This window comes from Candidatus Amarolinea dominans (assembly GCA_016719785.1).
Taxonomy (GTDB): Bacteria; Chloroflexota; Anaerolineae; order SSC4; family Amarolineaceae; genus Amarolinea; species Amarolinea dominans.
Window position 1 is genome coordinate 227799 of sequence record JADJYJ010000015.1, and the last position, 12914, is coordinate 240712.

Genomic DNA, 12914 nt, shown 5'->3' on the forward strand with positions numbered 1-12914 from the left:
TAAGGAGGCGTGGTGATGTTGAAGTTTCCCTACGGTATCAGTGATTTCTATACCATCAGAACGGAAGGCTATGTGTACATAGACCGTACCGACCGGATTGCGCTGGTGGAAGAGGCCGGGAAACAACTGGTCTTCCTGCGGCCGCGGCGGTTCGGCAAGAGCCTGTGGCTTTCGACGCTGGAGAACTACTACAATGTGGCGAAGGCCGGCGAGTTCGCGCAGTTGTTCGGCGACCTGGCGATCGGGCGCAACCCGACCCGCAGCCACAACAGCTACTTCATCCTGCGATGGGACGTCTCACTGGTCAGCGCGCAGGGCGGCATCGCTGAGATCGGGCAGGCGGTGCATGCTCACATCAACGCGCGTATTCAGGGGTTCGCGGAGACCTATCGTGAGCAGTTGGCTTACCCGATCACCGTTCACCCCACCAATGCTATCGCTTCCTTTGAGTCGTTGCTGACGGCGGTGCGCGCGACGGACTATCGCCTCTATCTGCTGATTGACGAATACGACAACTTCGCCAACGAGGTACTGATGAGTCGCCCCCCCCCTGAGTCCCCCCCTGTAGGGAGGGATATCGGAGGAGGCGGCGCCGACCGCTACAAGGCATTGCTCTACGGCGAGGGGCTGCTCAAGACGGTGTTCAAGGCGGTGAAAGGGGCCGGCAGCGGCCTGGGATTGGATCGCGCCTTCACCACTGGCGTCGCGCCAATTGTCCTCAGCGACTTGAGCAGCGGTTATAACGTGGCGCAGGATGTTTCGTTCAAGATCGGTCTGGAACTGCTGTGCGGGTTCACGGAAGCGGAGATGCAGGGATTGCTGGCGCAGGTCGCGGAGGAGTGCGAACTGGCGCCGGAGGCGCGCACCGCGGCGCAGGACACCATGCGCACCTTCTACAACGGCTATGCGTTTGGCGAGGAGCCGGCGGAACTGGTCTACAATCCCACGCTGGCGTTGTACTTCCTGCAACACCTGGCGGAGACCTGCAGCCCGCCACGCGAAGGTTACTCGACAGCAACCTGGCGATGGATCGCGGGAAGATCGCGTACATTGCGGGCTTGCCGCACGGCGCGCCGGTGCTGGCCGCGATCCTGAATCCCGACACGCCGCCGACCATCCCACGGCTGGCGCAGCGGTTCGGCGTGGAGGATGTGCTGACCCAGGTGAAGGACGAGACGTTCATGGTCTCGCTGCTCTACTACTTCGGCGTGCTGACACTGGAGCGGATCACCGAGGAAGGCAAACTGGCCTTCCGCATCCCGAATCTGGTGGCGCGCAAACTGTACGTGGAGCAACTGCGCGACCGCCTGCTGCCGGAGTTCGGCGAGCGGGCCGCGGTGCGCGAGGCCGTCGAAGCGGTCTACTATCACGGAGATCTGCAACCGTTGTGCGACTTCATCGAGACGCGCTACTTTCGGGTGCTCGACAACCGCGACTACCGCTGGGCGAATGAGTTGACGGTGAAGATGGCGTTTCTGACGCTGCTGTTCGACGACCTGTTCTATATCACCGATTCGGAGCCGGCGCTGGAACGCAGTTATGCCGATATGACCGAGTCGCCCTGATCGTGCGGCCAGATATGCGCAAGTACACGCTGCAAGATGCGCTGCTGGAGTTCAAGTACATCCCGCTGAGCGACCTGGGCCTGACCGGCGAGGCGGTCAAAGCGACGTCCCGTGAGGAGCTGGCGTCGCGGCCCCTGGTCGCGGCGGCGCTGGCCGAGGCGACGCGCAAGGCGACGGACTACCGCGCCACGCTCCAGGCCGTCTATGGCGCCAAGCTGCGTCTGCACACCTTCGCCATCGTATCGCTCGGCTTCGACCGGCTGGTGTGGCGCAAACTATAAGGAGGCGCGGCGATGTTGAAATTTCCCTACGGCATCAGTGATTTCTATAAAGTGCGGACTGGCGAGTATGTCTACGTGGATCGCACCGACCGGATTGCGCTGGTGGAAGAGGCCGGCGACCAGTTGATCTTCCTGCGGCCGCGGCGGTTCGGCAAGAGCCTGTGGCTCTCCACGCTGGAGAACTACTACGATGTGGCGAAGGCCGGCGAGTTCGTGCAGTTGTTCGGCGACCTGGCGATTGGGCGCAACCCGACCCCGCGCCACAACAGCTACTTCATCCTGCGCTGGGATTTCTCGCTCATCAGCGCGCAGGGCGGCATCGCGGAGATCGGGCAGGCGCTGCACAACCACATCAACATGACCATTAAGAACTTCGGCTTGCGCTACCAGGCGTGGCTGAATGCGCCGCTTGAGCCGCATCCCACCGACGGAATTGCCTCCTTTCAAGCTTTGCTGGGGCTGGTGCGCCAAACGCCCTATCCTCTGTATCTGCTGATTGACGAATACGACAACTTCGCCAACGAGGTGTTGATGAGTCACGCGGTGGAAGGCGCCGACCGCTACAAGGCGCTGCTCTACGGCGAGGGGCTGCTCAAGACGGTGTTCAAGGCGGTGAAAGGCGCCGGCAGCGGCATGGGGCTGGATCGCGCCTTCACCACCGGCGTCGCGCCGATTGTGCTCAGCGACTTGAGCAGCGGCTATAATGTCGCCGAAGACCTCTCGCTACTCCCGGATTACTATGACCTGTGCGGCTTCCACGAGGCAGAAGTCGCGGCGCTCCTGGAACAAGTGGGCCAGACGTGTGACCTGTCTCCGGCTCGAATCACGGAAGCATTGGCGCTGCTGCGCACGTTCTACAACGGTTATCGCTTTGGCATGCGGGCGACCGCTTTGATCTACAATCCCACGCTGACACTCTACTTCCTCAAGGCATTGCAGCGGGAATGTGAAGCGCCGCGCGAGTTACTCGACAGCAACCTGGCGATGGATCGCGGGAAGATTGCGTACATTGCGGCCTTGCCGCACGGCGCGCCGGTGCTGGCCGCGATCCTGAATCCCGACACGCCGCCGACCATTGCGCGGCTGGCGCAGCGGTTCGGCGTGGAAGATGTGCTGACGCAGGTGAAAGACGAGACGTTCATGGTCTCGCTGCTCTACTACTTCGGCGTGCTGACGCTGGAGCGGATCACCGAGGAAGGCAAACTGGTCTTCCGCATCCCGAATCTGGTGGTGCGCAAGCCGTACGTGGAGCAACTGCGGGACCGCCTGCTGCCGGAGTTCGGCGAGCGGGCCGCGATGCGGGCGGCCGTCGAAGCGGTCTACTATCACGGCGATCTGCAACCGTTGTGCGACTTCATCGAAACGCGCTACTTTCGGGTGCTCGACAACCGCGACTACCGCTGGGCGAATGAGTTGACGGTGAAGATGGCGTTTCTGACGCTGCTGTTCGACGACCTGTTCTATATCACCGATTCGGAGCCGGCGCTGGAACGCAGTTATGCCGATATGACGGCGCTTTCTCCGAAAGTCGCCACGCTGATCGTGCGGCCGGATATGCGCAAGTACACGCTGCAAGATGCGCTGCTGGAGTTCAAGTACATCCCGCTGAGCGATCTGGGCCTGACCGGTGAGGCGGTCAAAGCGACGTCCCGCGAGGAGTTGGCGTCGCGGCCCCTGGTCGCGGCGGCGCTGGCCGAGGCGACGCGCAAGGCCGCGGACTATCGTGCCACGCTCCAGGCCGTCTATGGCGCCAAGCTGCGCCTGCACACCTTCGCCATCGTGGCGCTCGGCTTCGACCGGCTGGTGTGGCGCAAACTATAAGGAGGCGCGGCAATGTTAAAGTTTCCCTACGGTATCAGTGATTTCTATACCATCAGAACGGAAGGCTATGTGTACATAGACCGGACCGACCGGATTGCGCTGGTGGAAGAGGCGGGGAAACACTTGGTCTTCCTGCGGCCGCGGCGGTTCGGCAAGAGCCTGTGGCTTTCTACGCTGGAGAACTACTACGATGTGGCGAAGGCCGGCGAGTTTGCGCAGTTGTTCGGCGACCTGGCGATTGGACGCAACCCGACCCCGCGCCACAACAGTTACTTCATCCTGCGCTGGGACTTCTCGCTCATCAGCGCGCAGGGCGGCATCGCGGAGATCGGGCAGGCGGTGCATGCTCACATCAACGCGCGTATTCAGGGGTTCGCGGAGACCTATCGTGAGCAGTTGGCTTACCCGATCACCGTTCACCCCACCAATGCTATCGCCTCCTTTGAGTCGTTGCTGACGGCGGTGCGCGCGACGGACTATCGCCTCTATCTGCTGATTGACGAATACGACAACTTCGCCAACGAGGTACTGATGAGCCGCGCCCCCCCTGAGTCCCCCCCTGTAGGGAGGGATATCGGCGGCGGGCGCCGACCGCTACAAGGCATTGCTCTACGGCGAAGGGCTGCTCAAGACGGTGTTCAAGGCGGTGAAAGGGGCCGGCAGCGGCATGGGATTGGATCGCGCCTTCACCACTGGCGTCGCGCCAATTGTGCTCAGCGACTTGAGCAGCGGTTATAATGTCGCCGAGGACCTCTCGCTACTCCCTGATTTCTATGACTTGTGCGGCTTCCACGAGGCGGAGGTTGCGGCGCTCCTGGCACAAGTGGGCCAGACGTGCGACCTGTCTCCGGCGCAAACCACGGAAGCATTGACGCTGCTGCGCACGTTCTACAACGGTTATCGCTTTGGCATGCGCGCGACCGCTTTGATCTACAATCCCACGCTGACACTCTACTTCCTCAAGACATTGCAGCGTGAATGTGAAGCGCCACGCGAGTTACTCGACAGCAACCTGGCGATGGATCGCGGGAAGATCGCGTACATTGCGGGCTTGCCGCACGGCGCGCCGGTGCTGGCCGCGATCCTGAATCCCGACACGCCGCCGACCATCCCACGGCTGGCGCAGCGGTTCGGCGTGGAGGATGTGCTGACCCAGGTGAAAGACGAGACGTTCATGGTCTCGCTGCTCTACTACTTCGGCGTGCTGACACTGGAGCGGATCACCGAGGAAGGCAAACTGGCCTTCCGCATCCCGAATCTGGTGGCGCAAACTGTACGTGGAGCAACTGCGCGACCGCCTGCTGCCGGAGTTCGGCGAGCGGGCGCGGTGCGCGGATGTCGAAGCGGTCTACTATCACGGCGACCTGCAACCGTTGTGCGACTTCCATCGAGACGCGCTACTTTCGGGTGCTCGACAACCGCGATCACCGCTGGGCGAATGAGTTGACGGTGAAGATGGCGTTTCTGACGCTGCTCTTCGACGACCTGTTCTACATCACCGATTCGGAGCCGGCGCTGGAACGCAGTTATGCCGATATGACGCTGATCGTGCGGCCGGATATGCGCAAGTACACGCTGCAGGACGCGCTGCTGGAGTTCAAGTACATCCCGCTGAGCGATCTGGGCCTGACCGGCGAGGCGGTCAAAGCGACGTCCCGCGAGGAGTTGGCGTCGCGGCCCCTGGTCGCGGCGGCGCTGGCCGAGGCGACGCGCAAGGCCGCGGACTATCGTGCCACGCTCCAGGCCGTCTATGGCGCCAAGCTGCGCCTGCACACCTTCGCCATCGTGGCGCTCGGCTTCGACCGGCTGGTGTGGCGCAAACTATAAGAGGCGCGGCAATGTTAAAGTTTCCCTACGGTATCAGTGATTTCTATACCATCAGAACGGAAGGCTATGTGTACATAGACCGTACCGACCGGATTGCGCTGGTGGAAGAGGCCGGGAAACAACTGGTCTTCCTGCGGCCGCGGCGGTTCGGCAAGAGCCTGTGGCTTTCTACGCTGGAGAACTACTACGATGTGGCGAAGGCCGGCGAGTTCGCGCAGTTGTTCGGCGACCTGGCGATCGGGCGCAACCCGACCCCGGGCCACAACAGCTACTTCATCCTGCGATGGGACTTCTCACTGGTCAGCGCGCAGGGCGGCATCGCTGAGATCGGGCAGGCGGTGCATGCTCACATCAACGCGCGTATTCAGGGGTTCGCGGAGACCTATCGTGAGCAGTTGGCTTACCCGATCACCGTTCACCCCACCAATGCTATCGCTTCCTTTGAGTCGTTGCTGACGGCGGTGCGCGCGACGGACTATCGCCTCTATCTGCTGATTGACGAATACGACAACTTCGCCAACGAGGTACTGATGAGTCGCCCCCCCCCTGAGTCCCCCTGTAGGAGGGATATCGGAGGCGGCGCCGACCGCTACAAGGCATTGCTCTACGGCGAGGGGCTGCTCAAGACGGTGTTCAAGGCGGTGAAAGGGGCCGGCAGCGGCCTGGGATTGGATCGCGCCTTCACCACCGGCGTCGCGCCAATTGTGCTCAGCGACTTGAGCAGCGGTTATAACGTGGCGCGGGATGTTTCGTTCAAGATCGGTCTGGAACTGCTGTGCGGGTTCACGGAAGCGGAGATGCAGGGATTGCTGGCGCAGGTCGCGGGGGAGTGCGAACTGGCGCCGGAGGCGCGCACCGCGGCGCAGGACACCATGCGCACCTTCTACAACGGCTATGCGTTTGGCGAGGAGCCGGCGGAACTGGTCTACAATCCCACGCTGGCGTTGTACTTCCTGCAACACCTGGCGGAGACCTGCAGCCCGCCACGCGAGTTACTCGACAGCAACCTGGCGATGGATCGCGGGAAGATCGCGTACATTGCGGGCTTGCCGCACGGCGCGCCGGTGCTGGCCGCGATCCTGAATCCCGACACGCCGCCGACCATCCCACGGCTGGCGCAGCGGTTCGGCGTGGAGGATGTGCTGACCCAGGTGAAGGACGAGACGTTCATGGTCTCGCTGCTCTACTACTTCGGCGTGCTGACACTGGAGCGGATCACCGAGGAAGGCAAACTGGCCTTCCGCATCCCGAATCTGGTGGCGCGCAAACTGTACGTGGAGCAACTGCGTGACCGCCTGCTGCCGGAGTTCGGCGAGCGGGCCGCGATGCGCGCGGCCGTCGAAGCGGTCTACTATCACGGCGATCTGCAACCGTTGTGCGACTTCATCGAAACGCGCTACTTTCGGGTGCTCGACAACCGCGACTACCGCTGGGCGAATGAGTTGACGGTGAAGATGGCGTTTCTGACGCTGCTGTTCGACGACCTGTTCTATATCACCGATTCGGAGCCGGCGCTGGAACGCAGTTATGCCGATATGACACTGATCGTGCGGCCAGACATGCGCAAGTACACGCTGCAAGATGCGCTGCTGGAGTTCAAGTACATCCCGCTGAGCGACCTGGGCCTGACCGGTGAGGCGGTCAAAGCGACGTCCCGCGAGGAGTTGGCGTCGCGGCCCCTGGTCGCGGCGGCGCTGGCCGAGGCGACGCGCAAGGCGACGGACTACCGCGCCACGCTCCAGACCGTCTATGGCGCCAAGCTGCGCCTGCACACCTTCGCCATCGTGGCGCTCGGCTTCGACCGGCTGGTGTGGGTGAAATTGTAATCGTGTTCGTATTCGAGAAAAACTTGGGAGGCAACATGGCACAACGCTACACAATCCAGGCAGTGATTTATCCAGGCGATGAATCGGGGTACGTGGCCGAGTGTCTCAACCTGGCTGTGGTCACTCAGGGCCAGACGCTCGATGAAACGGTGCAGAATCTGCGCGAGGCAATTCACCTTCACTTAAAGGGTGAGGATCTGGCAGAGTTAGGACTGGTCGCGCATCCTCCGCTATTGGTTACCATGGAGATGGAGCCGGTATATGCCTAAACTGCGCCGCCTCTCAGGATCCGCGGTCATTCAGATACTGGAAGGCTTTGGTTTCATCGTACACGCGCAGGAAGGCAGTCACGTCAAGTTGCGGCGCATTGGCCCGTATGGCCAGAAACAGATATTGACGATTCCGCGTCATCGGGAACTCGATACCGGTACCTTGCGAGCCATTTTCCGACAGGCAAGCCAATACATACCGGATGAGGAACTGAGACCTCATTTCTATACTGAGTAATTATGACCGACCAACCGGCCCTCGTTGCCCCCTTCATCGCGCGCTGGCGTGCCTCCGGCGCGGCCGAGCGCGCCAACTGCCAGCCTTTCCTCTCCGAGCTGTGCGACGTGCTGGAGGTGGACCGCCCCAATCCAACCACGCCCGACGAGGCTGCCAACGCCTATGTCTTCGAGAAATCGGTGCCGCTGCCCCACGGCGCGACCGGCCGCATTGACCTCTACCGCCGCGGCTGCTTCGTGCTGGAGGCCAAGCAGGGTCGCGATGGCGACGCGGGTACGCCCGCGCTCTCGCTGGCCGGACAGGCGGCGGGCCGGGCGCGCAAACGCGGCACGGCGCTGCGCGGGGCCGCATCCTGGGACACCGCGATGGAACGGGCGCGGCAGCAGGCGCAGTCGTATGCGCGCAATCTGCCCCCCGCCGAGGTCGCGGACGGCGGCCGGCCCCCCTTCCTGATCGTCGCCGATGTGGGCGACAGCCTGGCGCTCTACAGCGAATTCACCCGCAGCGGCGGCAACTACGTCCCCTTCCCCGACCCCGCCCATTACCGCATCAGTTTGACCGATTTGGCCGACCCGGACGTGCGCACGCTCCTGCGCCAGCTCTGGCTCGACCCCATGAGTCTGGACCCCAGCCGGCGCAGCGCACGGGTGACGCGCGACATCGCCGACCGCCTGGCGCGGCTGGCGCGGGCGCTGGAGGGACAGCACGATCCCCAGACCGTGGCCCATTTCCTGATGCGCTGTCTCTTCACCATGTTCGCCGAGGATGTGGGGCTGCTGCCGCCCGGTAGTTTTACGCAACTGCTGGCCGATGCCCGCCACAACGTGGCGCACTTTCCGGCCTTCGTGCAAGAGCTGTGGCGCACGATGGCGGCCGGCGGGTTCTCGCTGGCGTTGCGCGTGCCCATCAAGCACTTCGATGGCGGGCTGTTCGCGGACGCGAGCGCGCTGCCGCTGAGCGCGGATCAACTGCAACTGCTGATCGAGGCCGCGCAGGCCGATTGGCGCGATGTGGAGCCGGCCATCTTCGGCACGCTGCTGGAACGGGCGCTGGACCCGGCCGAGCGGCACAAGCTGGGCGCGCACTTCACCCCGCGCGCCTATGTCGAACGCCTGGTGCTGCCGACACTGGTCGAGCCGCTGCGCGGCGAATGGGAAGCGGTGCAAGCCGCGGCCGCGCGCCTGGCCGACGAGGGCGAGATCAAGGGAGCGCTGGCCGAGGTCGAGGCCTTCCAGCGCCGCCTGGCGAGCGTCCGGGTCTTGGATCCCGCGTGCGGGACGGGCAATTTCCTCTACGTCAGCCTGGAACACCTGGTGCGGCTGCAGGCCGAAGTGCTGGAGGTGCGCGGGCAGTTGGGCGGCAGCCAGATGCTGCTCGACGTGGAGAGCGTCACCGTCTCGCCGCGCCAATTCCTGGGCCTGGAAATCTCCCCGCGCGCCGCGGCCATCGCCGAACTGGTGCTGTGGATCGGCTATTTGCAGTGGCGGCTGCGCACCGAGGGAGACCTGGGACACATCGCCGAGCCGATCATCCGCAGCTTCCACAACATCGAGTGCCGCGACGCGGTGCTGGCCTGGGACGCGGTCGAACCGCTGCTGGACGCCGCGGGCCGCCCCGTCACCCGCTGGGACGGCCGCACGACCAGGCGGCACCCCGTCACCGGCGAGCAAGTGCCCGACGAGACCGCGCGCGTGCCGGCCTGGCGCTACCTCAACCCACGGCCGGCCGCATGGCCGCAGGCTGATTTCGTCGTGGGGAATCCGCCGTTCATCGGCGCCGGCCGGATGCGCGAGGCGTTGGGCGACGGCTACGCCGAAACGATCCGCCGCGTCTACCCCAACGTGCCCGACTCGGCGGATTACGTGATGTTCTGGTGGGACAAGGCCGCCGAACTGGTGCGCCGCGGCCAATTGCGCCGTTTTGGCTTCATCACCACCAACAGCCTGCGCCAGACCTTCAACCGCCGCGTCTAAATCAGCACCACCTGGGCGCCGACGACCGCTGGCGCTGGTCTGCGCCATTCCTGACCACCCGTGGTTTGCCATCCCCGATCAGCCGTGGGTGGAATTGCCATCACGGTCGCGGAAGCGGGCGAAGTGACGGTGCATTGGCCAGGGTCGTCAGGCGAGCCGCTGACCGGAGACGGCAATCGCCAAGATTGCGCTGCGCCTGTCTTCGGGGCGTTGAGCTGCTTGACCGACCTGATCGGGGTGGATATAACCGGCAACGCCCAATCGCTTCAGGGCCAACAGGAACGTAAGCAATCCAGGTGTCAAACTGCTTGGCTCTGGTTTCATCGTGACACCACATGAGGCGAAACAGCTAGGGTCTGGGGCGAATCCCTGGTCTGGAAAAGCACATTCGGCTCTACCGAAACGGCCGCGACTTGACAGCGACCTCCAGGAATGTGATGGTCATTGACCTTTTCGGCTTGACCGCAGAAGATGTGCGGCGACGTTTCCCGGAGGTCTACCAGTGGGTTTATGAACGCGTGAAGCCAGAGCGAGATCAGAACAACCGAAAATCACGTCGAGAAAACTGGTGGCTGTTTGGTGAGACCAACCCGAAGCTCAGAGATCAGCTTTCAGGATTGTCTCGCTATATTGCAACAGTTGAGACGTCAAGACACCGCTTCTTCGTGTTTCTCGACAAGACCATCTTGCCCGACAACAAACTCGTCAACATAGCTTTGGAAGATGGCTATTTCCTCGGTGTCCTATCGAGCCGCATCCACACAACTTGGGCTTTGAAGGCGGGCGGGTGGCTGGGCGTCGGCAACGATCCGGTCTACGTCAAGACCGCCTGTTTCGAGAAGTTCTCCTTCCCCGCCACCACCGATGCGCAAAAGACCCGCATCCGCGCCATCGCTGAGGAGTTGGACAGTCACCGCAAGCGCCAGCAGGCGCTTCACCCCAAGCTGACCCTGACCGACCAGTACAACGTGCTGGCGAAGCTGCGCGCGGCGAGGCGTTGACCGCCAAAGAGGGGATCATCCACGCGCAAGGGCTGGTCTCGATCCTCGAACAACTGCACGACGACCTGGATGCGGCCGTTGCCGAGGCTTACGGCTGGCCGGCGGATTTGCCTGACGAGGAGATTTTGACGCGGCTGGTCGCGCTCAACGCGGCGCGGGCCGCGGAAGAGGCGGCTGGCGTCATCCGCTGGCTGCGGCCGGACTACCAGGCGCCGGCCGGGTCCGCGCCGCAGGCGCAGCAGGCCGGCTTCGAGATCGAGGAGCCAGAAACCCGGTTTCCCGGAGAAACCGGGTTTCTGAGTGCGCCCTGGCCCGAGGCCATGGCCGCGCAGGCGGCCGCCGTACGCGCCGCTCTGGCCGCGTCCGCCGACCGACCCGTCACCGCGGCCGAAGTCGCCGCCGCGTTCAGCGGGGCCACGCCCCCCCGTGTGGCCGAATGGCTCGCCACCCTGGTCGCCCTGGGTCAGGCGCGGGCGCTGGAAGATGGGCGCTTCGTGGCGGGGTAGCGTTGCGCCGTTCAATAGCAGCAGTTCCAAATGTAGCCTGGTTTTTTACCACACAGAGATCACAAAGAACGCAGAGAAGTTGCCGATTTGCGTCTGATCTGCCGTTTCTTTGTGTTCACCAACCCCCGCATGTGCTCTTTGTGGTTGAATGTGTGCTACATTTGGAACTGCTGGTTCAATAGGCACGCACTTGACAGGTATATCACAATGTGATAGAAAGTCGAGGAGGGATCCGATGAGAAGTAATATCCGCGAGGCCATCGGCGAGACCGTCCAGGGTCTTGTAGACGTGGGCCTCCCCACCACATTCACCAAGATAATTTTCCCGCGCGCGCTGCGCTGCTTGCTGGCTGCGGCCTTTGCCCTTGCCGGCGTAGCCAACTTCACGGTGTTATCTCCGCCGGCGCTGGCCGATCTGCCGCCCGCGTCCTCCCATGCCGACCCGTCAACCTTTCGCTGGGTTGCCACGTGGGGCGCAGCAGCCGTCGCCGGCGAACTGACCGCTCCCACCGACATCGCGCTCGACGCCGCAGGCAACGTCTATGTCGCGGACACCGGCAACCATCGCGTCCAGGTCTTCACAGCCGCTGGCGTCTTCCTGCGAACCTTCGGGCGCCTCGGTCGGGGTCAGGGCGAATTCTACAACCCGCGCGGCATCGCCGTGCGCGGCGACCGCGTCTACGTGGCCGACACGAACAACAGCCGGGTGCAGGTCTTCACTCTGCAGGGCGACTTCGTGCGCCAGGTTGGCCGCTGGGCCGATGGCGACCCTGACGGCCTGTCCGATCCGGTCAGCGTAGATGCCGATGCCGCCGGACGCATCTTCGTCTTGAGTCTCACCGGCCGCGTAACAGGGAATCAAACGTATCAGCGCCTGTCACGCTTCGCGCCTGACGGCGCGCCGCAAGGCTCCCGTGAGGTTGATTGCGCCAGCGGCGCCCTGGCCGTGGACACCGATGGCGTCGCCTACTGTTCACCGGCGCTGTTCGGCGTCATACGCATCCTGCCCAGTTGGGAAGAAGGGCAGCGGATCGGCGCGGTCAACGGTCAGCCGGGCTTTCTCTACTCGCCGCGCGCGCTGACCCTCGCGCCTGATCACAGTCTCTGGGTCCATGAACTCGATGACAGCGTGGTCAAACATTATGACGCACAAGGCGCCTTCTTGAGCAGCTTTGCTCTGCCAGCCGGCGTTATCGCGCTGGCTGCCACCGACAACCGCCTGCTTGTGCTGACCGACGGACCCCAGGTTGTCACTTACGACTGGAATGGTCACCGTTCGAGCGCCTGGGGCACGCGCCTTCGCCACGCTCGGCAGCTTCGAGCACCCCGACCATCTGGCCGCCGCGCCCGATGGTACGTTTTACGTCCTCGAAAAGAACCGTGGGCGCATCCAACACCTGGACGCGAATGGGCGCGTGCTTGGCGAGATTAGCGCCGGTCGTGCGGACCAGGGGAGCCTGGAAAAACTCCAGGCATTGACCGTGGACGCGCTGGGGCGACTCTACGTGCTGGATGCTGTGTCACCCTGGGGCTTGGGACAGAGAATCGTTCGTTTCTCGGCCGGCCGTTTCGAGACAGCCTTCTCTGCCGGCCAAATTCTCTATCCC

6 protein-coding genes and 3 pseudogenes are annotated in these 12914 nt (G+C 63.4%); all 9 read left to right on the forward strand.

Translation table 11 applies throughout. From position 1 onward, the window contains the following. Nucleotides 1-18: 18 nt before the first annotated feature. Nucleotides 19-1846: pseudogene (locus tag IPM84_16730) on the forward strand (AAA family ATPase). Nucleotides 1847-1861: 15 nt separating this feature from the next. Then, complete coding sequence (locus tag IPM84_16735) at nt 1862-3667, forward strand: AAA family ATPase (protein MBK9094378.1); 1806 nt, start codon at nt 1862-1864, stop codon at nt 3665-3667. Nucleotides 3668-3679: 12 nt separating this feature from the next. Beyond that, nucleotides 3680-5494: pseudogene (locus IPM84_16740) on the forward strand (AAA family ATPase). A gap of 11 nt (nt 5495-5505) precedes the next feature. Beyond that, nucleotides 5506-7320 carry an AAA family ATPase gene (locus IPM84_16745; protein ID MBK9094379.1) on the forward strand — a complete coding sequence of 605 codons (1815 nt, stop codon included), beginning with the start codon at nt 5506-5508 and terminating at the stop codon, nt 7318-7320. 35 nt (nt 7321-7355) lie between these two features. Then, on the forward strand, nt 7356-7589 hold the full coding sequence (locus IPM84_16750; GenBank protein ID MBK9094380.1) for a type II toxin-antitoxin system HicB family antitoxin: 234 nt from the start codon (nt 7356-7358) through the stop codon (nt 7587-7589). Then, nucleotides 7582-7827 carry a type II toxin-antitoxin system HicA family toxin gene (locus IPM84_16755; protein ID MBK9094381.1) on the forward strand — a complete coding sequence of 82 codons (246 nt, stop codon included), beginning with the start codon at nt 7582-7584 and terminating at the stop codon, nt 7825-7827. Before IPM84_16750 ends, IPM84_16755 begins: the two co-directional genes overlap by 8 nt. Nucleotides 7828-7829: 2 nt before the next feature. Then, a pseudogene (locus IPM84_16760) lies at nt 7830-11307 on the forward strand (class I SAM-dependent DNA methyltransferase). Nucleotides 11308-11542: 235 nt separating this feature from the next. Continuing rightward, nucleotides 11543-12739: an NHL repeat-containing protein gene (locus IPM84_16765; GenBank protein MBK9094382.1), complete on the forward strand. Its 1197-nt coding sequence runs from the start codon at nt 11543-11545 to the stop codon at nt 12737-12739. Beyond that, nucleotides 12723-12914, forward strand: a 192-nt coding sequence (locus IPM84_16770) for a hypothetical protein (protein MBK9094383.1), incomplete at its 3' end; no start/stop codon positions are given. The genes IPM84_16765 and IPM84_16770, both read left to right, overlap by 17 nt.

Excerpts from the sequence above, each read along its gene's own strand:
- IPM84_16745 (MBK9094379.1), top strand. The coding sequence starts at position 5,506 with ATGTTAAAGTTTCCCTACGGTATCAGTGATTTCTATACCATCAGAACG.
- IPM84_16750 (MBK9094380.1), top strand. The coding sequence starts at position 7,356 with ATGGCACAACGCTACACAATCCAGGCAGTGATTTATCCAGGCGATGAA.
- IPM84_16755 (MBK9094381.1), top strand. The coding sequence starts at position 7,582 with ATGCCTAAACTGCGCCGCCTCTCAGGATCCGCGGTCATTCAGATACTG.
- IPM84_16765 (MBK9094382.1), top strand. The coding sequence starts at position 11,543 with ATGAGAAGTAATATCCGCGAGGCCATCGGCGAGACCGTCCAGGGTCTT.